The 21,350-nt window shown below is 37.5% G+C and carries 20 protein-coding genes; all 20 read left to right on the forward strand.

Annotation, left to right across the window (positions count from 1 at the left end; translation table 11 throughout):
* The first annotated feature begins 73 nt into the window (after positions 1-73).
* The 20 genes from glcP (at position 74) to gatY (ending at position 21,326) form a co-directional block, all read left to right on the forward strand.
* Positions 74-1,420: a glucose transporter GlcP gene (glcP, locus tag BN990_RS03370; RefSeq protein WP_038244820.1), complete on the forward strand. Its 1,347-nt coding sequence runs from the start codon at positions 74-76 to the stop codon at positions 1,418-1,420.
* A 242-nt stretch (positions 1,421-1,662) separates the two neighbouring features.
* Positions 1,663-2,652: a sugar-binding protein gene (locus tag BN990_RS03375; RefSeq protein ID WP_038242377.1), complete on the forward strand. Its 990-nt coding sequence runs from the start codon at positions 1,663-1,665 to the stop codon at positions 2,650-2,652.
* Positions 2,649-4,097 carry a sensor histidine kinase gene (locus BN990_RS03380; RefSeq protein ID WP_021289686.1) on the forward strand — a complete coding sequence of 483 codons (1,449 nt, stop codon included), beginning with the start codon at positions 2,649-2,651 and terminating at the stop codon, positions 4,095-4,097. Before BN990_RS03375 ends, BN990_RS03380 begins: the two co-directional genes overlap by 4 nt.
* Entirely contained in the window at positions 4,078-5,508 is a 1,431-nt protein-coding gene (locus BN990_RS03385; protein WP_038242379.1) for a response regulator transcription factor, read from the forward strand. Before BN990_RS03380 ends, BN990_RS03385 begins: the two co-directional genes overlap by 20 nt.
* A 125-nt stretch (positions 5,509-5,633) precedes the next feature.
* On the forward strand, positions 5,634-6,902 hold the full coding sequence (locus BN990_RS03390; protein ID WP_101953546.1) for an ABC transporter substrate-binding protein: 1,269 nt from the start codon (positions 5,634-5,636) through the stop codon (positions 6,900-6,902).
* An 84-nt stretch (positions 6,903-6,986) separates the two neighbouring features.
* Complete coding sequence (locus BN990_RS03395; RefSeq protein WP_021289683.1) at positions 6,987-7,922, forward strand: carbohydrate ABC transporter permease; 936 nt, start codon at positions 6,987-6,989, stop codon at positions 7,920-7,922.
* 69 nt (positions 7,923-7,991) lie between these two features.
* On the forward strand, positions 7,992-8,744 hold the full coding sequence (locus BN990_RS03400; protein ID WP_369759833.1) for a carbohydrate ABC transporter permease: 753 nt from the start codon (positions 7,992-7,994) through the stop codon (positions 8,742-8,744).
* A gap of 294 nt (positions 8,745-9,038) precedes the next feature.
* Entirely contained in the window at positions 9,039-9,932 is an 894-nt protein-coding gene (locus BN990_RS03405; RefSeq protein WP_021289681.1) for an ROK family protein, read from the forward strand.
* A gap of 50 nt (positions 9,933-9,982) precedes the next feature.
* A complete protein-coding gene (locus BN990_RS03410; RefSeq protein ID WP_038242384.1) occupies positions 9,983-11,239 on the forward strand; it encodes an ABC transporter substrate-binding protein in 1,257 nt (418 codons plus the stop codon).
* Between the two features lie 74 nt (positions 11,240-11,313).
* Complete coding sequence (locus BN990_RS03415; RefSeq protein ID WP_074436666.1) at positions 11,314-12,174, forward strand: carbohydrate ABC transporter permease; 861 nt, start codon at positions 11,314-11,316, stop codon at positions 12,172-12,174.
* 15 nt (positions 12,175-12,189) lie between these two features.
* Positions 12,190-13,017, forward strand: a complete 828-nt coding sequence (locus tag BN990_RS03420; RefSeq protein ID WP_021289678.1) for a carbohydrate ABC transporter permease — start codon at positions 12,190-12,192, stop codon at positions 13,015-13,017.
* A gap of 24 nt (positions 13,018-13,041) precedes the next feature.
* The gene (locus BN990_RS03425; RefSeq protein WP_021289677.1) at positions 13,042-14,322 is read left to right on the forward strand and encodes a Gfo/Idh/MocA family protein; all 1,281 of its coding nucleotides are present in this window, start codon (positions 13,042-13,044) and stop codon (positions 14,320-14,322) included.
* Positions 14,323-14,455: 133 nt separating this feature from the next.
* On the forward strand, positions 14,456-15,445 hold the full coding sequence (locus BN990_RS03430; RefSeq protein WP_038242408.1) for a LacI family DNA-binding transcriptional regulator: 990 nt from the start codon (positions 14,456-14,458) through the stop codon (positions 15,443-15,445).
* Between the two features lie 134 nt (positions 15,446-15,579).
* The gene (locus tag BN990_RS03435; protein ID WP_038242409.1) at positions 15,580-16,296 is read left to right on the forward strand and encodes a GntR family transcriptional regulator; all 717 of its coding nucleotides are present in this window, start codon (positions 15,580-15,582) and stop codon (positions 16,294-16,296) included.
* Positions 16,297-16,389: 93 nt separating this feature from the next.
* A complete protein-coding gene (locus BN990_RS03440; RefSeq protein WP_021289674.1) occupies positions 16,390-17,562 on the forward strand; it encodes an SIS domain-containing protein in 1,173 nt (390 codons plus the stop codon).
* A gap of 44 nt (positions 17,563-17,606) precedes the next feature.
* The gene (gene agaV, locus BN990_RS03445) at positions 17,607-18,119 is read left to right on the forward strand and encodes a PTS N-acetylgalactosamine transporter subunit IIB (protein WP_234447052.1); all 513 of its coding nucleotides are present in this window, start codon (positions 17,607-17,609) and stop codon (positions 18,117-18,119) included.
* Between the two features lie 45 nt (positions 18,120-18,164).
* Positions 18,165-18,932 (forward strand): PTS N-acetylgalactosamine transporter subunit IIC, encoded by a 768-nt coding sequence (gene agaW / locus BN990_RS03450; RefSeq protein ID WP_021289672.1) that lies wholly within the window; start codon positions 18,165-18,167, stop codon positions 18,930-18,932.
* Positions 18,922-19,743, forward strand: coding sequence for a PTS system mannose/fructose/sorbose family transporter subunit IID (locus tag BN990_RS03455; RefSeq protein ID WP_038242419.1), 822 nt, complete (start codon positions 18,922-18,924; stop codon positions 19,741-19,743). Before agaW ends, BN990_RS03455 begins: the two co-directional genes overlap by 11 nt.
* Before the next feature lie 276 nt (positions 19,744-20,019).
* Complete coding sequence (locus BN990_RS03460; RefSeq protein WP_021289670.1) at positions 20,020-20,433, forward strand: PTS sugar transporter subunit IIA; 414 nt, start codon at positions 20,020-20,022, stop codon at positions 20,431-20,433.
* 35 nt (positions 20,434-20,468) lie between these two features.
* Positions 20,469-21,326 carry a tagatose-bisphosphate aldolase subunit GatY gene (gatY, locus tag BN990_RS03465; protein ID WP_038242422.1) on the forward strand — a complete coding sequence of 286 codons (858 nt, stop codon included), beginning with the start codon at positions 20,469-20,471 and terminating at the stop codon, positions 21,324-21,326.
* The last annotated feature ends 24 nt before the right edge of the window (positions 21,327-21,350 follow it).

Genomic DNA, 21,350 nt, shown 5'->3' on the forward strand with positions numbered 1-21,350 from the left:
GGATATAGTTTATAAACGTTTTTTGCAAGCGCTAACGATTGCTAATTTATATGAAAAGGAAGGGTTGTATGACATGAAGGGTAAAATACTAAACAAGAAAATGATCTTCTTTTTCGGTGCTTTAGGTGGACTCTTATATGGGTATGATATGGGAGTTATATCGGGAGCATTGCTATTCATTAAAAATGATATTCCATTAACGAGCTTTACGGAAGGGTTAGTAGTTAGCTCAATGTTATTCGGTGCGATATTTGGATCTGGATTTAGCGGACCGTTATCAGATAAATTTGGACGTAGGCGGCTCGTGTTTATGATTTCTATTATTTTTATCATTGGTTCATTAGTGCTTGCCTTTGCACCTAATATGGAAGCACTTGTAGTCGGAAGGCTTATTATTGGACTAGCAGTAGGTGGATCAACTGCCATTGTCCCTGTATATTTATCAGAAATGGCTCCGACAGAATCACGAGGCTCATTAAGTTCGTTAAATCAGTTAATGATTACGATTGGTATTCTTTCTTCCTATTTGGTCAACTATGCCTTTGCAGAAATAGAAGGCTGGCGTTGGATGGTGGGATTAGCTGTCGTACCTTCATTAATATTAATGATCGGTGTCTTATTTATGCCAGAAAGTCCAAGGTGGTTGCTGGAACACCGTAGTGAATCAGCTGCTAGACGTGTAATGAAATTAACAAGAAAATCAGGGGAAATCGATAAAGAAATCGATGAAATGCATGAGATAAATCGTATTTCTGAAGGAACATGGAAAGTGCTAGCTTCCTCCTGGCTGCGTCCAACGTTAATCATTGGTTGTACATTTGCATTATTGCAACAGATTATTGGCATCAATGCGATTATTTATTATGCACCAACGATTTTTAGTCAAGCAGGTTTAGGAGATGTAACAGCTATACTAGGGACAGTGGGGATCGGTTCGGTTAACGTATTAATGACAATTGTTGCAATTATGATCATTGATAAAATTGATAGAAAAAAATTATTAATTACTGGTAATATCGGAATGGTTGCTTCATTGGTAATAATGGCCGTACTGATTTGGACACTTGGCTTAGATTCGAACTTGGGTGCGTGGATCATCGTCGCTTGCCTATCTTTATTTATAATCTTCTTCGCATTTACTTGGGGACCAGTGTTATGGGTAATGCTTCCAGAATTATTCCCAATGCGCGCACGTGGTGCTGCAACAGGAATTGCTGCATTGGCTTTATCGATTGGAAGTTTACTAGTTGCCCAGTTTTTCCCAATGTTGGCAGAAGCTTTAGGTGTTGGGCAAGTATTTCTAATCTTTGCAGTTATTGGCGTTGTCGCGCTTATCTTTGTTATTAAATTCTTACCTGAAACACGCGGGCGTAGTCTAGAAGAGATCGAAGCCGACTTACGTAAGCGAACAGCTAGCTAATGATAGAAGAGTATATGTACGAAGCATTCGCTTGATATTCCTATTTTCCCTAGGTTTCTTTGGGTACAAACGTAATATAGATCATAAATATCCAAACTAATTTTTGTATAATTATATTCGGAAATTAGTTTGGATTTTTTTAGGGTATTTTAAATGTGGCTACTACCGATAGGATGGATACCATTCGTAGGGAATGTATTCTATGCTAAAATAAATAAAACGCTTTCAAGAAGGTGTATAAAATGAATATTTATCGAAAACGACTCATTTTTTTATTAGCTACAATTTTATTCATTGTAAGTTGTAGCGTGATGCTCTATTTTGGCTATAAAACTTTTTATATTGAAGAAACCAATAATAACGCAGCTGATAATTATCGCTATCATTTTGCTTTAATAGCGGAGGAAACTGAAAACGCGTATTGGCGATTAATTGAGGATGGAGCAAAAAAGGCAGCTAGAGAAAAGGAGATATATTTAGAGTATGTTGCACCGAAAAAGGCAGATAATGATCAGTTGTTGGTGTTATTCGATCGTATGATTGCAGCTAAGGTTGATGGAATTATTATTCAAGGGATAGAAGGAAATAGGTTCGTCGATCTTGTTCATAAGGCAATTGAACGAAATATACCAGTAATTACGATTGATACAGATGTGAAAAGTAGTGAGCGTAAGGCATATGTAGGAACGGATAATTATTATGCCGGTCAATTAGCTGCGCAGACAATTATACAACATACACAAGGAGAACAACGTGTAGGTATTGTTATGGGGAGATTAGATGCTATTAACCAAAAGGAGCGTCTTGCTGGATTTAAGGAAGAAATAAAAAATGCACCACGCATTGAAATTGCTGATATTAAGGAATCACAGATTACCAAGATTGGTGCTGCACAAGCAGCATATGAAATCTATAAACAACATCCTTCCATTACAGCATTGGTTGGAATGAGTGCGCTAGATGGAATTGGCATTGTTCAGGGAATGCAGGAGGTCGCACCAGAAAAAGAACTCTACATAACTTCATTTGATATTTTACCAGAGACAGTTGAATACATAAAACAAGGCAATATTGATGCAACAATTAGTCAATATCCGAAGCAAATGGGACGTACATCTATCGATACGTTGATTACGCTACAAAACAAGGATCTATTAAAAAATGAAAAATTTATCGATACGTCAATTATTACGAAGGGTAACTTAGAAAAGCTAAGTGGTGATTGGAAATGAGGACAATTCGTGGGAAATTGATCGTATATTCGTGTGTGTTTATTATTTTGTTTCAAATTACTGCTATATCTATTTATGTCAGCTCTAATCAATTATCTTCTATTTACAATAAACGATTTGAGCGGTTCTTAATCTTGAATACTATCTCTCAACAAACAGAAAGCTTGTATTCTGAACTTAAACTGTATGTTAACAATTCAAATACGGCACAAGATACGTCCTACTTCCAACTGAAGAATGGGTTGGAGAATCAAAAAGATCGATTGCTAGCAATATTTAATGAAGATAACACGATTGAGTTAAAAAATTATCGTCATATTATTGAAACGTTTATTTACGAGAGTGAGTTAACCATGGGTTTTGTAATTAAAGATGATATGGAACAGTATACGAAGCATTTAGAGGAAACACGTGCAGCTTCTAACTATATTCAGGCAGCGACTTTGGAATTAATAGATAGGGATCTAACAGACTATCAACTGTTTTATCAGGACATGCAAGAACGGAATCAGAATTTCTTTTTATTTATTCTTTTTTTGTCTTTATCAACGATATTACTTGCCGTTTTCTTTGCTATCTGGTTTTCCAAAGGAATTACGATGCCGATTCAACAATTGTCTGATGCAGCGAAAGAAGTTTCGACAGGAGAATTAGTAGGCGCACCGATTAATATTAAGGCAAATAATGAACTGAAATTATTAGGGGATACGTTTCATAAAATGCGTTTGGATATTCATCAGCTTGTGTCTGATATGAAAGACCAATCAGAATTGGATCGACTTGTGAATGAAATGGAAATAAAACATCTGCAAAATCAAATTAATCCTCATTTTTTGTTTAACACGTTAAATACGGTATCGAAAATGGCCTATTTAGAAGATGCTGCATCTACATCAAAGCTCATTGATGCAACTGCTGCGCTTCTAAGACATAGTCTCGGGCACATTGATAAGAATGTATCGCTTCGTGAAGAAGTAGATGTAGTTGCTGACTATTTTCATATACAAAAAGTCCGGTTTTCAGAACGAATTCAGTTTCAATGGTTTGTGGATGAAGCATGTTTAGATATAGATGTTCCAAGACTGACACTGCAGCCATTAGTTGAAAATGCATTTATTCATGGAATTGAAGGGAAAGAAGAAGGGGGAACTATCACGCTGACCATCTACGAATCCGAGAAATGGGTAGTTACAGAAGTAGCTGATGACGGGATTGGCATGGACCCAGATGATGCACAAAGCTACATTACAACAACCAATAAAGCGATCAACCATGTAGGACATTCTACAGGAATCGGTTTATCCAATGTCATTCGCCGACTCCAACTATGCTATCAACAAATGAATGTTGCAGAAATCGATACGGAACCGGGGAAAGGAACAACAATTCGATTACTTTTGCCCAAAGATGGGAAGGAGGATGAAGATGCGAATTATTATAGCTGAAGATGAGTTGGTAGAAAGGAAAGCCATGCGCAAGTTTATTGAAGAAACATTCGTTGATATGGAAGTGGTAGGAGAAGCAATGAATGGAAGAAAGGCGGTCGAACTCGCAGAACAATTAGAACCAGATATTATGTTTATGGATATTCGTATGCCAGGTGTGAATGGACTTGAAGCCATAGAGCAAATTTCAGCAAAGCATAAGCGAATAAAATTCATCTTGGTTTCAGCCTATGACTCTTTTGAATATGCGAAAGAAGCGATGCGATTTGGCATTAAGGATTATATTTTAAAGCCTGGAAGAAGGCAGGAAATAGTGAAGACACTATTACGTGTTTCCAAGGAAATCCATCAAGAACAACAATCCGATTTGCAGTCTCAGGTATTACGAAAAGAACAGTTATTGGATCGATTAATGCACCAATCAGATTCGAGAGGAATAAAAGAACTAAAAGGTCAATTGTTCCCAGATATGGAAACTGCCTGTTTTTTTGTAATCAAAGCGACTGGTGATCATAATCTAGAAGATTATGAGTATCAACTGAAAACAGTGCTCAGCAGTAAAGCGTGTATCTTTAAATCAATTCCGAGTGAACAAGTAATTGTTAACTGTATTTTTTCAGTAAATAAATTAATCAAATCGGATCTATTAGTTCTCGCAAGAAAAGTTCATCTTGAATTAGGAGAAGCAAGTTATATTGGGATTGGTAATCCGACAGCAAACATGGACCAACTAGCTCATTCTTATCAGAATGCATATCGTGCTTGTATCGACTTATTCGCGGACCGAAATCGGAATTATGGATTCTATCAGGGGAAAATCAAAGACAAACAAACAGATGAAAAGATTAACACTATTTGTATTTTAGTAGAACAAGGAAAACAAGAAGAAGTGATCGTATTTTTTAAGAATCATGAATCAGAACTTACCGGAATGGATAAAGAAGAACTTTATATTCAATTAATACAGCTATTTGCTCGTCACGGTGTGGAAAAACCAAAGACATTAGTGACTTCTTTACAGTCCAGTCAGGATTGGTATTCCTATTTGCATCTGTGCTGTATGCAAATGCGTGATTATTTTGCTTCCAAACGTTCGATCCATCTAGCAAAAACATTTATGAATGAACATTTTCATGAGAACTTAACATTAGAACAGGTTGCGGCAGAAGTGAATCTTAGCCCAAATTATTTCTCTAATCTATTTCGAGCAGGTGTTGGATCAACATTTATTGATTATCTAACACAGATTCGCTTACAAAAAGCAAAAGAATTAATAGAAACGAATAATTATTCCTTAAAAGAAATAAGTTTTATGATTGGCTATAAAGATCCAAATTACTTTAGCAGGGTATTTAAGAAGCATGTTAATCAATCACCTAAGCAGTATCAACAAGCCATCTTAAGAAAGTGAAGAAAAACGTAAGATAGTGCAGAAAATGTACGCCAGCTCTCATTGATAGCGTTTTATAATGGTTATAGAAGCGTTATCAAAAACATACCGAAGGGGGAAAATATAACGTGAGGAAGCTATACGGGATGTTCGCATTTATGGCAGTTATGATGTTCATTACGGCATGTAGTGAAAATTCGTCGGGAGAATCTGAAAATGAATCATCTAGTAATGAGGCAGAATCTACTGGGGAAGTAGAAATATTTAGCTGGTGGACAGGTGCGGGCGAAGAGGATGGTTTACTTGCATTAATTGATTTATTTGAAGAAAAACACCCAGATATAACTGTTGAAAACGCTGCGGTAGCAGGCGGAGCAGGAACGAATGCCAAAGCAGTGTTAGCAACAAGAATGCAAGGAAATGATCCGCCATCGACGTTTCAAGTCCATGGTGGGGAGGAGTTAAATAAAAGTTGGGTTGCTGCAGATAAGATGGAGCCGTTAAATGACCTATATGAAGAAAACGAATGGATGGATAAATTCCCAGAAGAGTTAATTGAGTTAGTTAGTAAGGATGACGATATTTACTCTGTTCCTGTAAATATTCATCGTGGGAATGTAATTTTTTATAACAAGCAAGTATTTGAGGAAAACAACATAGCAGTACCAACGACATTGGACGAGTATTTTGCAGTAGCGGATCAGCTTCAAGAAGCAGGGGTTGTACCAATGGCGTTAGGAGATAAAGAATCATGGCCTGCTACACAAATATTTGAAAATGTATTACTAGGTGAACTTGGCCCAGATGATTACGTGAAGTTATTTAATGGAGAAATTAGCTTTGATGATGAACGGGTCGTTCAAGCAGCAGAAAAATTTGCTAAGATACTAGATTATGTAAATGAAGATCATGCTTCACGTAACTGGCAGGATTCGGCACAATTGGTTGCAAACGGGGAAGCAGCAATGATTAATATGGGTGACTGGGCAAAAGGCTATTTTGCCAATGATCTGGAATTGGAAACAAATGAGGATTTTGGTTATTTTGCCTTCCCTGATACAGAAGGAGACTTTGCAGTCATTACCGATACGTTCGGATTACCAAAAGGCGTAGAAAATCCAGAAGAAGTAAAGGAATTCTTAACCGTGTTAGGATCTGTAGAAGGCCAGGATACATTTAATCCTTTGAAAGGATCGATTCCGGCACGTGTAGATGCAGATCCCGAAAAATATGACCAATACGGAAAGGATGCGATGGATGCATTCCAAAGTTCCAGATTAGTTCCTAGCCTTGCTCATGGTTCAGCAGCATCCGAAGGATTTCTTACAAAAGCAAACCAAGCAGTCAATATCTTTGTTACCCAACGAAATGTGGATAATTTAATTCAGGCTTTGGATAATGCTGGGCTTGAGTAACCAGCAAAAATCCAAGCAGATAATGAGGCTGCCCATTTCAGGCAGTCTCTTCCTATTTAAATTCGTTGAAAAGGAGGGGGTTATATGGCAAATACGATAAACGGAAAACGCAAACGATTTTCCAAGGATCAATGGACGGCTATTGCATTTTTGATTCCATCGTTGATTTTAATTTTCATCTTTGTTTACGGATTTATTGGCTGGACGGGATACGTATCGGTAAGTAATTATAATTCACTCGTTCCCGACTTTTCCTTTGCTGGATTAAAAAATTACCTTTATTTATTTAACGATTTTCGCTTTCAAGCGGATTTACGGAATACCTTATTCTTCACGGTTTTATTTATTGGGCTTGTTATTGTACTCGGAATAGGGATTGCAATTTTAATTGATCAAAAATTAAAAGGGGAATCGATCTTTCGCAATATCTTTCTATTTCCAATGGCGCTATCTTTTGTTGTAACAGGGGTTGTTTGGCAATGGCTGTTAAATCCTTCTACTGGATTTAACCAATTCTTAAAGGTGTTTGGTATTCAGCCTAAATGGTATACGGACACAAATATACTGGCGGGATTTGAATGGGGAAGTATTGAATTTGGTTTGCCAGTAGCCATTATTGCAGTCGTTATTGCTGCTGTTTGGCAAATGACAGGTTTTTCTTTAGCAATGTATTTAGCAGGGTTACGTGGAATTCCGGATGAATTACGAGAAGCGGCAAGGATGGATGGAGCAAGCGAATTTCAAATTTATCGGAAGATCGTACTTCCCATGTTGCTGCCAATTACGATGAGTGTCGTGATTATAATGGCACATATTTCTTTAAAGATTTTTGATTTGATTTATGCAATGACAGGTCCAGGTGCTAACTTTGTGACGGATGTTCCTGGGGTGTATATGTTTGAAACCACATTTAGAGGTAATTATTATGCGAATGGAGCGGCAATAGCGATTATTATGCTCTTATTAGTAGCAGTATTTATTGTTCCTTATTTGTGGAACAGTCGAAAGGGGGATCAGTAAATGACTGCTGTTAACCTTGGAAAAGTGTTTAAATATCTTATCTTAGTTGTATTAGCAATTGTCTTTTTAATGCCAGTCTATGTCATTATTGTAACGAGTCTAAAGCCATTAGATGAAGTTTCCCTTGATCAAATGTGGGCCTTGCCGTCGTCGATTGATTTCAGTTCGTATACAGAAGCGTTTGCTAATTTAGCTCCAAACTTTATGAATAGTATTTATTTGGTTATACCAGCGACAATACTATCTGCTTTGTTAGGGGGCATGAATGGATATGTGTTATCAAAATGGAAGTTCAAAGGTGCAGATACCTTATTTACGGTTATATTATTTGGTATGTTTATCCCTTATCAAAGTATCTTAATTCCATTAATTCAATTTTTACGTACAATTGAATTATATAATACCATTCCCGGTTTAATTCTTGTCCACGTCGTTTATGGACTTCCAATTACAACATTGATGTTCCGAAATTTTTACGCCAATATACCAGATCAAATGATTGAAGCAGCTAAAATAGATGGAGCAAGTTTTCTGGGAATATTTCGTCATATCATGATACCTTTATCAATTACAGGATTTGTCGTTGTGGCCATTTGGCAATTTACAAATATTTGGAATGAATTCCTATTTGCAGTCACCATTACAACTTCTGATCAACAGCCGATTATGGTTGCTTTACAGAATTTGTCTGGGAGCCAAATCGTTCAGTGGAATGTACAAATGGCAGGTGCTTTGATTGCAGCCTTACCAACATTACTCGTATATATTTTCTTAGGAAAATACTTTGTAAGAGGATTATTGGCTGGATCTGTGAAGGGGTGAATTTTCTACTATATGATTAGAAAAGAGCTAGCCTATCTGTGGTTGAAAACATAGATAGGCTTTTTTCATGTCTTCCATTCAATTGTAATTACTACTTAAAAACCGAACAATTGTATTCGAATAAATTCGTATATGCAGGGAATCTAATTTACTTTATTCTTTATTTATATATAGATAATTTTCTAAAAATTATAGACAATAAAAATCGGATATGCTACTATTAAAAATAATTAGTAAACATTTATTAATAAATTTACTAAATAGACATTTGGATGCAGACATGAGGTGACAAGTTTGAGTTACTCCATTGGGGTGGATATTGGAGGTACAAAAATTGCTGCGGTAATTTTGGATGAACGAGGTGCTATTGTTCATAGAAGTAAAGTGAATAGTATAACCAATGATAAAGAGGTGATGTTTCAGCAAGTTGTCACGTGTATCCATGGAATGATAGAAGAAGCAGAGATCCCATTATACAAAGTTGGAGGAATGGGAGTAGGTGTTCCTGGTAAAGTCGATCGAGAAGAGGGATTGGCTGTATATCAAAATAATTTGCCTTGGGATAATTTCCCAATTGTAGCACGTTTACAAGAAATGTTTCCGATTTCTAAGATAAGTATCGAAAATGATGTGTATATGGCTGCTTATGCAGAATGGGAGCAAGCTATGTTACAGAAAGAATCAACCTTCGTATATATTACAATCAGTACTGGGATTGCCTGTTCCATTATACATAATGGCATTTTTCTTCGAGGGAAAGGTTTTGCTGGTGAGATGGGAATGTATCCAATTCGAAATATCTTCGGTGACGATTCTTCACTGGAACAAGTGGCTTCTGGTCCAGCTATCGAACGAATTGCTAGGCAAATGTTAGGGAAGCAAATTCAATCTACACATGATTTTTTTCAGGTTTATCAAAAAGGTGATTTAAATGCAAAACGGATTATGATTTCCATCGTAGATGCAATTGCTCAAGGAATGTATATTGTTATAAGTTTACTAGACCCACACTTAATTGTATTAGGTGGAGGTGTCATCAACCATAATCCCATTTTACTAGATTTAGTAAAATCAGAATTACGAAAGCGTCTCATTCCAGAACAGGAGGGAGCAGAAGAACGTATTCAACTCAGCCAATTAAAAGATGATTCTGGTGTGATAGGGGCAGGCTTGATAGGAAGTTGTTAAGATAATCATTCATTTGTGGATAATAAACAGAATTGTTGGAGGGGAAGTATATGAGAAGAGTATGGGGGATCATCATCCTTCTAGGTTTCCTAATAGCTGTATCCGCATGTTCACAGGAAGAAGATGCAACTGCTGATGGAGAGTCAACGATCACGTATGCGTATTGGGATAAAAACCAAGAAGATATGTTAAAAGGTATCGTTCAAGAATTTAATCAAGAATATCCAAACATTCATGTAAAGTTAGAACTTACGCCCTATGATCAATACTTTACAAAATTAGATGCCGCTGCTACTGGAGGAGGTTTGCCCGATGTGTTTTGGATGAATGGACCAAACTTTGTGAAATATGCATCCAACGACATGCTGGAGCCTATCAATGAGTATATCGAAGAGGATAACTTAGATTTATCACCTTATCCAGAAGGGCTATTAGGCTTATATCAATACGAAAAGACAACCTATGCGCTGCCAAAAGATTATGATACTGTTGGTCTTTGGTATAATAAAGAGCTATTTGATAAGGCTGGTGTATCTTATCCAGATGAAACATGGAAGTGGGAAGACTTAGTAGATGCTTCCCAAAAACTGACTAATCCAGATAAGGATATTTATGGGGTTGCAGCATATATTCAGGATGCACAGGCTTCCTATTTCAATACGATATTGGCAAATAACGGTTACGTTATTTCAGAAGATAAAAAGGAATCGGGATTTGATGATCCAAATACAATAGAAGGATTGCAGAAATACCATGATCTTATACACAAGCATGAAGTATCTCCAACACATGCGCAGATGGAAACAACGGAAGCGGCTAGTATGTTTGAGTCAGGTAAAGTTGCAATGCTATTTCAGGCATCGTATATGATTCCACAGTTTAAAGCAAATGAGTATACAAATGAGAATGTTGATGTAGCACTTCTTCCAGAAATGAAAAAACGAGCTAATGTTATCCATGGTTTAGGTAATGTAATAGCGAAAAATTCGGCAAACAAGGCAGCTGCATGGGAATTTGTGAAATTCTTAAGTTCGGAGAAAGCAGCAACTATGCAAGCAGAATCGGGTATCATTCCAGCTTATGAAGGAACGCAGGATGCTTGGCTGAAATCAACGCCTAATTTTAACTTGCAAGCATTTTTAGACATGGCAGAAGTTGCTGAACCGTACCCCGTATCCAAAGATACGGATAAATGGTCAAGCATCATTCAAGATAATTTAGCAAAAGCCTGGTCTGGTCAAATGACAGTAGAGGAAGCGAGTGAAGTGATTGATAAAGAAATGGAAAAAGTACTCGAAGAAGAATAGATAAGTGGCTCAAATTAATGGAGTGATCATAGGTGGATATCAAAAAGCAAAAATCAACACTTAGAAAAAATGATATGTATTGGGGTTATTTGTTTATTGCACCAACTTTATTGGGGCTATTAATCTTTTATATCTTTCCCGTCTTCCAAACTTTCTTTTATAGCTTTAATGATTGGGGAGATTTTGGCAGTTATTCATGGTCAGGGTTGGAAAACTATGAAGAGATGTTCGCCAATCCTGAGATTTGGGATTCTTTTAGAAATACATTAATTTACGCATTTGTAATGGTACCAATCAGTATAGCGATTTCGATTATTGTTGCAGTACTGCTAAACCAGAAGATCAAGGGCCTAACGTTTTACCGGACTCTTTTCTTCCTTCTTGTGGTAACGATGCCAGCCGCAATTGGAATGATATGGAAATGGTTATACAATGCCGATTATGGAATTATTAATCACATTCTTGGTTGGTTCTCCATTCCAGGACCAGATTGGCTAACAGATCCTAATTGGGTGCTTATCTCAATTATTATCGTAGGTACATGGGGAGCAATAGGAACAAATATGGTTATTTTGCTGTCTGGACTACAAGGGATTCCAAAGTCACTATATGAGGCAGCGTCACTAGATGGAGCAGGATCAACTTATTCTTTTTTTAAGATTACACTACCATTATTATCACCAACCATTTTCTTTGTTGCTGTTATTTCATTTATTTCGGCATTTCAGGTTTTTGACTTTATCTTTATGATGGTAAGTCCGACAAACCCGGCAATTGATAGTGCGCAATCGGTGATCTATTTGTTCTATCATTATGCATTTGTTATTGGAGAAAAAGGAATAGCTGCAGCCATCGCTTTTGTATTATTCTTAGTTATTCTCGTGTTAACCATTCTACAGTTCAGGTTACAGAAACGGTGGGTGCACTATGAATAGGGGGAAAATGGTAAGATGGAGAATATAAGTAATACACGAAAAGTGGTGATTCACGCCCTGCTCATCATCGGTTCTATTGTAATGGTTGGACCATTTCTGTGGATGGTACTAACTTCCTTAAAGACAGTAGGTGAGGCAGCGCAAATACCACCTAAGATATTTCCTGAAGTATTCCAATGGAGTAATTATAAAGAAGTATTCTCATCCTTTCCCTTTGCGGAATTTTATTGGAATACCTTTTTTACCACTGTAATAAAGACGATTGGCCAATTGTTCTTATGTTCGTTAGCGGCATATGCATTTGCAAGAATTAAATTTCCCGGAAGGAATTTTTTCTTTATCTTGTATTTATCGGTGTTAATGATTCCGCCACAAGCATTTTTAATACCGCAATATCAAATTATTGCTAATCTCGAATTACTTAATACGTTAACAGCGTTAATCTTGCCGGGATTATTCAGTGCATTTGGAACGTTCTTATTGAGGCAATTTTTTATGACGATGCCGGATGAATTAGAAGAAGCTGCCAAAATAGACGGTTGTAATCATTTTCAAATCTATTGGCGTATCATGCTGCCACTTGCGAAACCAGGATTAATTGCTTTAGCAATATTTACAATTATTTGGTCATGGAATGATTTTTTGTGGCCGTTGATCGTTAATAGTTCACCGGATAAGATGCCGTTATCAGCAGGGCTAGCATCATTACAAGGACAGTACAGTACGAATTATCCCGTACTTATGGCTGGTACCTTCTTAGCTTCATGGCCATTAATTATTATCTTCATGTTCTTCCAAAAGGCTTTCGTGGAAGGAATTGCCTTATCTGGTCGAAAAGGCTAGTATTCAAGAAAGGAGCGATGATTATTGCGAAAGATAAAAGCGGTGTTGATTGGTGCAGGTGATCGTGGAGCAAGGGCATATGCCCCGTATGCGAAAAACTTTCCCCATGAACTGGAGTTTGTTGCGGTGGCGGAGAAGGATCCTGTTAAAAGAGCAGAAATCGCTTCTTCACATCAAATTGAAGTGGCATCCTGTTTTTCCTCGTGGGAAGTGTTGTTAAGTGAAAATATGGATGCAGAAGTGGCTTTTATTTGTACTTTGGATCGGCAGCATTTTTATCCGACGATGAAGGCGTTAGAAAAAGGGTATCATGTATTGTTAGAAAAGCCGATGTCTCCAAATGCTGAAGAATGTGTGCAGATGACTGAGCAGGCGAAGAAGTATCAACGGCTTCTTTCCATCTGCCACGTGCTGCGATATACCGATTTTTGGTCAAGGATTAAGCAGATCATCCACAATGGTACGATTGGTGATATTGCTTCCATTCAGTTAAATGAAAATGTAGAAATTATGCATATGTCGCACAGTTTTGTGAGGGGAAATTGGAATAATAGTGACACATCAAGCCCGATGATTCTGCAAAAATCCTGCCATGATATGGATATTATCATGTATTTGATGGACGAATCATGTAAGCGAGTTAGTTCTTTTGGTTCTCTCCTGTATTTTCATGAAGGGAATAAACCGGAAGGAGCCCCGCTTCGTTGTTTGGACGGATGTCCAGTAGAATACCAATGTCCATTTCATGCCGGGAAGTATTACTTAGGAGAAGGAAGAAATTGGGCCAAGAAATTTACAACCGATCATACACGTGAGGGCATTATTCATGCATTGGAAACGACATCATATGGTAAATGTGTCTATCAATCAAATAATAATGTGGTTGATCATCAAGTCGTTAATTTAGAATTTGCTAACGGTGCAACAGCAACATTCAGTATGTCTGCGTTCACTAGGGAGCAGACTAGAATCGTACAGATTATGGGAACAAAAGGAGAAATCAGAGGAAAAATGGATGAAAATCAGATTTCTGTTTATGATTTCTTAACAAAACAAGAAACAGTCATCCATCTCCCTAATCCGAACAGTGGCCACGCTGGCGGTGATGAAGGAGTAGTAAGGGAGTTCTTACAAGAGGTTCGCCAGTTTAATGGAAAGGAAAGTACAAGTAAATCATCGGCAGTATTATCTTTGGAAAGTCATTTAATAGCCTTTGCAGCAGAGGCTTCACGCCTCGAAAAAGGAAAAGTGATTGAGATGGATTATTTTCATCAGAAGCATCGAACCCAAGCAGCAATTGATTAATTATGGGAGGAAGCCTCATATGGCTTATAAAAGGCAGTTATTCTGCCTTTTTTCTATGACTTAAACAGACGATACTGTTAGAAAAATGGTAAAATAATGATAGATTTGAAGTAAGTAGTCTAGGAGTGATGGTGTGGCAACAATCAAAGACATCGCGAATCAAGCTGGAGTTTCTCCTGCAACGGTTTCTCGTGTACTTAATTATGATGCAAGTTTATCCGTATCAGATGAAACAAAAAAGAAAATATTCGAAGCGGCTGAAGATTTATCTTATCGGAAAAAGGCAACAAAGCGGAATAGTAGTAAGCAAATTGCAATCGTTCATTGGTATACAGAAAAAGAGGAATTAAGTGACTTGTATTATTTATCCATACGATTAGGAATAGAAGAACGATGTAAAGCACTAAATATTCAATCCGATGTATATTTCCTTGATAACATAGATGAAATATCCAATGAAGAGGTAGACGGGATTATTGCCGTAGGAAAATTCAGTGCAACCCAATTAAATGAATTAACCACTGTGAGCCCTCATGTGGTTTTTGTAGATGATAGCCCTGATGAAGATAAATATGATGCGATTATCATTGATTTTGAGAAAGCAACCAAAACGGTTATTGATTATTTCTTGAATACAGGTCATGAATCCATTGGGCTTATTGGTGGTAGAGAACAATTAAAAGGGGAGGAGGTAGCACGTACGGACCTACGAGAGAAAACATTTATAACGTATATGAAAGAAAAGGCCATGTTCGATTGTAATTATATCTTTGTTAGTTCTTTTTCTGTTGATGAAGGATACCGCTTGATGAAGCAAGCCATTAACCAATTAGGAGATCATTTGCCTACCGCCTTTTTTGCTAGCAGTGATGTGATGGCAATTGGCAGCTTACGAGCATTGCATGAAGCAAATATTGCTGTTCCTGAACGGGTAAGTGTTATTGGATTGAACGATATGTCTGTCGCGAAATATGTGTTTCCCTCCTTAAGTACTGTTAAAGTATATACAGAAGTGATGGGAGAAACGGCAGTAGATACATTAATGGAACGGTTAGAAGGCAGGAAAATTGCAAAGAAGATCTTTATTTCTACGAAACTAGTTATAAGAAAAAGCGTGCGTTAGTTCCTGATTTTTTCATTCCTCCTTTTAAGGCAATAAACTCCTTTTATTGGTTGGGACCTTTACATATGCATTGAACTGCTATATACTAAAATGAACTGGTAATAACCACTTTTGGAAGGAGGATATCGCTCTAATTGGATAAGTTAAGCAAGGTACCTTTATACTTACAATTGATGGAAAACCTTATCAAACAAATAGATGAGCAAACATATCAAGAGCATGAGAAATTGCCATCAGAACGCGAACTATGCGCTATGTATAATTTGAGTAGGATCACTGTTAGGCAAGCACTGCAAGAGTTAGAGAGAGAGGGCTATATTTATAAATTACATGGTAAAGGGACATTTGTTTCTGCATCCACGTTCAATCAACATCTAGTAAAGCTTTATAGCTTTACTGAAGAGATGAGAAAGCTAGGAAAAACACCTTCAACACGCGTTTTGTCCTTTAAAGAAATTGCGGTTGAAGATCGCTTAGCTGAAAAAATGAATGTACAACCCCTCGATGAAGTATATCAAGTGGTTCGCTTACGATTAGCAGATGATGAAGCTTTAATGTATGAGACATCCTATTTGCCAAAGAAAATTTTTCCTTATTTAACCAAGGAACAATTGATGAGGGCACCAATGTATGATGTGTTTTCTAGGGATTATCAGGTTGTTGTTACCCGTGCATTAGAGAAGTTTTCGGCAACGAGTTTACGAGAAACAGAGGCTGAATACTTAGAAGTAACTGCTCAACAGCCAGCAATGTTAATCAGGAGATTCGCCTATCATAATGAGCAGTTAATTGAATATACTGTAAGTGTAGCAAGAGGAGATAAATTTGATTACACAGTGGAATTGACGTAAAACAAACTCTATTAGGAAGCCATTCCATTCTTAATAGGGTTTTCAATTATCAATACTGGTTATGACAACATAACCAGTTGAGGAGGAAATAAGATGTTTAAGCTATCAGAAAAAGAATTAGCAGATGAAATGGCTGGATTTACAGCCCGTGAGATTTCTCAACAGCCAAATGTTTGGAAAGAAGCAGTAGAAAACGTATTCCAATGGAAGGATGACATTCATGCATTTCTTTCAGCTATTTACACGAAGCATGCTCGATTAAGGGTTGTCTTTACTGGTGCAGGTACTTCAGCGTTTGCGGGTGATATACTCGCGCCAGTATTACAAAAAGAGAATCAAGCGAACATACAATTTGAAGCGATTGCAACAACAGATATGGTATCTAATCCTGCCGATTATCTATTTGAGGAAATACCTACTATTCTAGTTTCTTTCGGAAGATCCGGAAATAGTCCTGAGAGTGTAGCTGCAGTCAATTTGGCTAGCAATATCATTAAGGATTTCTATCAAGTTATTATCACTTGTAATCCAGATGGGGAGTTAACAGAGAATGCAAGGCATGATGAAAATAGCCTTATTCTACAGACACCAGAACAAGCACATGATCAAGGCTTTGCGATGACAAGTAGTTTTACAAGTATGATGATCGTTGGTTATGGGGCATTCACCACGAGTCCTTTTACTGGAAATTCAGTTACAAAAATCATTGCGTATGCAGAAAGATTGATCAGCACTTTAGCAGATATCGTTGATGAAATTATTCATATGAATATGGAGCGAATTGTATATTTGGGATCTGGGATATTAAGTCAATTATCGCATGAGGCAGCTTTGAAAATGCTAGAGTTATCGGCGGGTAAAGTTGTTGCCGTACATGAATCCTCCTTAGGGTTCCGTCATGGACCTAAATCAATCTTAAATGATCAGACACTCGTTGTTCTATTCATGTCTCAAGATCCATATACCAGACAGTATGATTTGGATATATTAAAGGAATTGTCACAGGAGAACAGCAAGGTGGTCGTACTAACGGAAAGTAAAGATTCAGAAGTAGTGGAGCTGGCAGATTGGGCCCTTTCAGTCAATGGAGAGGGAGAGTCACTTGGAAATGACTTTTATTTGGCCTTTCTTTATATCATCTTCGCTCAAATCCTTGCTTTGAAGAAGTCGATCCAACTTGGAATTACACCGGACAATCCAAGTCCTGATGGAAAAGTGAATCGAGTGGTTAAGGGGGTGACTATTTATGAGTACCGCAACATTTAGGGACTATGGGCAGTCTCTAAATAACTAATTATGATAGCACTTACATGTTTGAAGAATTAAAAGAAAGGATGAATCATATGACAGGACCAAATATATTATTAACACGAATTGATAATCGATTAATACATGGGCAGGTAGGCGTAACATGGGTAAATCACTTAGGGGCAAATTTAGTCGTTGTAGCGAATGATAAAGCTGCTGGAGATGAGGTTCAGCAAAGTCTAATGGATATGGTACTTCCAGATGTCATACAAGCACGATATTTTTCATTACAAAAAACAATCGATGTTATTCATAAAGCATCGCCTAAACAGAAAATATTCTTGGTTGTTAAAGATGTTCATGATGCTCTGGCATTAAAAGAAGGTGGCGTTCCCTTGGAACAAATCAATGTGGGTAATATGCATTATGAAGAAGGGAAAAAGCAAATATCTTCTACTGTCTCTGTAGATGAAGCTGATATAAGTGCATTTAAAAAACTCGAACAATTAGGAGTAAGTATGGACTTACGGGGAGTTCCGAATGAAAAAGGCCAAAATATCATGGATCTTCTTTAATTGAAGTGTTTCCTACAAATCTATGTTTAAAAGGAGGAGTGAAGGATGTTACTGGAGGCTATTTTAATAGCTTTATGGGCAGGGATTATTGGAATAGATTTATATAATGGTTTGACACATATTCATCGTCCAGTTGTCACTGGTCTGGTTGTTGGTTTGATTCTTGGAGATGTTACTACAGGATTAATCGTCGGCGGTACATTAGAACTAATTTGGATGGGGATGGTCCCGCTTGCTGGGGCGCAACCTCCTAATGTCGTTATTGGTGGAGTTATTGGAACCGCATTCGGAATTATAGCTGGGCAAGATCCGAATGTTGCTGTTGGTGTAGCCATCCCATTTGCTGTTGCTGTACAGGGATTGATTACATTATTCTTCACCGTTTTTGCACCAGTCATGCATAAGGCCGATCAATTTGCGTTGGAGGCAAATGGAAAAGGGATTGAAAGAATTAATTATCTTGGTCTAGTAATCTTGTTTATTTTTAATGCAGTTATTGCCTTTTTGCCTATTTACTTTGGTGCTGAAAAAGCGGCTGCTTTTGTAGAAACCGTTCCACAATGGATTATTGATGGATTATCAGTTGCAGGAGGAATCATGCCAGCAATAGGTTTTGCAATGCTGCTAAGGATTATGATGAAGGTCGAATATATCATGTTCTTTATTGTTGGGTTCATTCTTGCTGCCTATCTTGAGCTCCCAATATTAGCGATTGCTTTAATTGGTTTAGCCATCGCATTGTACGACTATTATCAAAACAAACATAAGCAAGGCCCTACACCTGAAGAGGGGGAGATAACGGATGGCATCTAATCATTATCAATACGAGGATACAACTTCTGCACAGGACTTACCGCCCAAACAAATACGAAGTCTTGCATGGAGGTCGTTATTGTTACAAGCCTCATTTAATTACGAGCGAATGCAAGCCGCTGGATGGCTATACTCTATTTTGCCTGGACTGAGGGTTATTCATAAGAATAAAAAAGATTTAAGCAAATCAATGAAGGATCATTTGGAATTCTTCAACACACATCCTTTTCTCGTAACGTTTATTATGGGAATTATTCTAGCTATGGAGCAAAAGAAAGAGGATAGGGAAGCAATACGTGGCATTAAAGTAGCAACAATGGGACCCTTAGGTGGTATTGGTGATGCTTTGTTTTATTTAACATTATTGCCAATTACAGCAAGTATAGGTGCCTCTTTGGCAGTGGAGGGCAATATTCTCGGACCGTTTATCTTTTTGATCATGTTTAATATTATTCATTTCGGAGTTCGATTCGGATTAATGCGTTACGGTTATCGTACCGGGGTTAAGGCAATTGGCAAGTTAAAGGAAGGAACGAAACATGTTTCACGGGCCGCCTCAATCGTTGGGTTAACAGTAGTAGGTGGGCTGATTGCCACCTATGTAACTTTTAAAATTGATTATACATGGAAACAAGGAGAGTCTGAATTAAATGTTCAAACGGACATCTTAGACCAGATCATGCCAGCTATGCTTCCTTTAATATATACCCTGCTTATTTATTGGTTATTAAAAAAAGGCCGTTCGCCAATTTTGTTAATAGGAATAACCGTAATAGTAGGCTTGATTGGATCTTATTTTGGAATTATGTAGTAAGAAAAGCGCAGAGCGCCTGTTTAAAAATTTAGAAATTGGAGCGGCGTACCTGAGATAAAGGAATCTCGATAAGCGTTAGCAAATCGATGATGATTTATCGTAAGACACGACGTGAAATCTCCTAGTATTTGGCGCTCGTAGCTAGACACAATTTTCTCATCAGAAGCGTTTTATCCAACCATCAAATTTAATACTTTCTTCACTTAGGACAAAAGCGCAACGAATCGTTCCGTACATTAAAATGAAATTGTAAGAAAAAGGAAGGTGAATGACATGATTGGTATTGTTCTAACAGGCCATGGGAAATACCCTACTGGTTTGTACCAATCCGTTAAACTAATTGCTGGAGAAGTAGAGAGTCTGGAGGTTGTCCCTTTTGTGCAAGATCAAGACAAGTTAAAAGACTCATTGCTTAAGGCAATTGAAAAAGTAGATGAAGGAGACGGTGTTGTTTGTTTTGCAGATTTAGCTGGAGGCACCCCATTTAATGTAAGCTCGCAATTAGCAATAACAAGGGAATACATGCATGTAATTGGTGGAACAAATCCTCCGATGCTGCTTAGTGCTTTGTTTCAAAGAGAACTTCCAGTCAAAGCATTTGTCTCGAACGTTATACAAGAGGGGAAAGTGAGTATAAAAGCCTTTGAATTCAAAGAACGAACAGGAAATCATTCAGAGGGTATTTAGCATTTTGACCAAATAAAATACGGAGGTATAAAATTATGACCTGCTTGCAAAATACAAAAGAAATGCTAGAAAATGCAAGGAAAGAAAGCTATGCTGTTCCAGCTTTTAATATTCATAATCTCGAAACGATTCAAACCGTCGTAGAAGCTGCGGCTGAACAACGATCACCGGTTATATTGGCGGCTACTCCTGGGACGATGAACTATGCAGGGCGTGCTTATATTCAAGCAATAGCAGAAGTGGCTGCAAAGCAACATGAGATCCCTATTGCATTGCATCTGGATCATCATGAAACCTATGAATCGATTACAGCATCACTTGAACTCGGTACGAAATCCGTGATGATTGATGGATCTAAACAAACGTTTGATGAAAACATTGCTATATCAAAATTAGTTGCCGATAAAGCGCATACGTATAACGCTACGGTAGAAGCAGAGTTGGGGAAATTAGTGGGGCAAGAAGATGATATGGTCGTTGCAGCAAAAGATGCGGCATACACAGATCCAGATACTGTTGTTGAATTTGTGGAACGAACCGGGGTAGATTCCTTAGCTGTTGCAATTGGGACAGGACATGGTTTATACGAAACAGAACCTCATTTAGATTTTGATAGATTAACAAAAATCAAGAATCTAATATCGATACCGATTGTACTGCATGGGGCATCAGGGATATCGAAGCAAGATGTACAAAAATGTATTTCGCTTGGATGTGCAAAGGTCAATATTTCAACAGAGTTGAAAATCCCGTTTTCTCAAGGGTTAAGAGAGCATTTGATTAATTATCCAGATGAAACAGACCCACGTAAGTACATGGCACCTGCAAAAGCAAAAATGAAAGATGCAGTTGTCGAAAAAATAGCCATATGTATGAGTGCTGGGAAAGCATAACAGATGTATGGAGGAGGTGGTATC

Origin of the sequence: Virgibacillus salexigens, assembly GCF_000723585.1 — a bacterium.
In the GTDB taxonomy this organism is placed as follows: domain Bacteria; phylum Bacillota; class Bacilli; order Bacillales; family Amphibacillaceae; genus Virgibacillus; species Virgibacillus salexigens.

Excerpts from the sequence above, each read along its gene's own strand:
- glcP (WP_038244820.1), top strand. The coding sequence starts at position 74 with ATGAAGGGTAAAATACTAAACAAGAAAATGATCTTCTTTTTCGGTGCT.
- BN990_RS03375 (WP_038242377.1), top strand. The coding sequence starts at position 1,663 with ATGAATATTTATCGAAAACGACTCATTTTTTTATTAGCTACAATTTTA.
- BN990_RS03380 (WP_021289686.1), top strand. The coding sequence starts at position 2,649 with ATGAGGACAATTCGTGGGAAATTGATCGTATATTCGTGTGTGTTTATT.
- BN990_RS03385 (WP_038242379.1), top strand. The coding sequence starts at position 4,078 with ATGCGAATTATTATAGCTGAAGATGAGTTGGTAGAAAGGAAAGCCATG.
- BN990_RS03390 (WP_101953546.1), top strand. The coding sequence starts at position 5,634 with ATGTTCGCATTTATGGCAGTTATGATGTTCATTACGGCATGTAGTGAA.
- BN990_RS03395 (WP_021289683.1), top strand. The coding sequence starts at position 6,987 with ATGGCAAATACGATAAACGGAAAACGCAAACGATTTTCCAAGGATCAA.
- BN990_RS03400 (WP_369759833.1), top strand. The coding sequence starts at position 7,992 with ATGCCAGTCTATGTCATTATTGTAACGAGTCTAAAGCCATTAGATGAA.
- BN990_RS03410 (WP_038242384.1), top strand. The coding sequence starts at position 9,983 with ATGAGAAGAGTATGGGGGATCATCATCCTTCTAGGTTTCCTAATAGCT.
- BN990_RS03415 (WP_074436666.1), top strand. The coding sequence starts at position 11,314 with ATGTATTGGGGTTATTTGTTTATTGCACCAACTTTATTGGGGCTATTA.
- BN990_RS03420 (WP_021289678.1), top strand. The coding sequence starts at position 12,190 with ATGGAGAATATAAGTAATACACGAAAAGTGGTGATTCACGCCCTGCTC.
- BN990_RS03440 (WP_021289674.1), top strand. The coding sequence starts at position 16,390 with ATGTTTAAGCTATCAGAAAAAGAATTAGCAGATGAAATGGCTGGATTT.
- agaV (WP_234447052.1), top strand. The coding sequence starts at position 17,607 with ATGTTTGAAGAATTAAAAGAAAGGATGAATCATATGACAGGACCAAAT.
- agaW (WP_021289672.1), top strand. The coding sequence starts at position 18,165 with ATGTTACTGGAGGCTATTTTAATAGCTTTATGGGCAGGGATTATTGGA.
- BN990_RS03455 (WP_038242419.1), top strand. The coding sequence starts at position 18,922 with ATGGCATCTAATCATTATCAATACGAGGATACAACTTCTGCACAGGAC.
- BN990_RS03460 (WP_021289670.1), top strand. The coding sequence starts at position 20,020 with ATGATTGGTATTGTTCTAACAGGCCATGGGAAATACCCTACTGGTTTG.
- gatY (WP_038242422.1), top strand. The coding sequence starts at position 20,469 with ATGACCTGCTTGCAAAATACAAAAGAAATGCTAGAAAATGCAAGGAAA.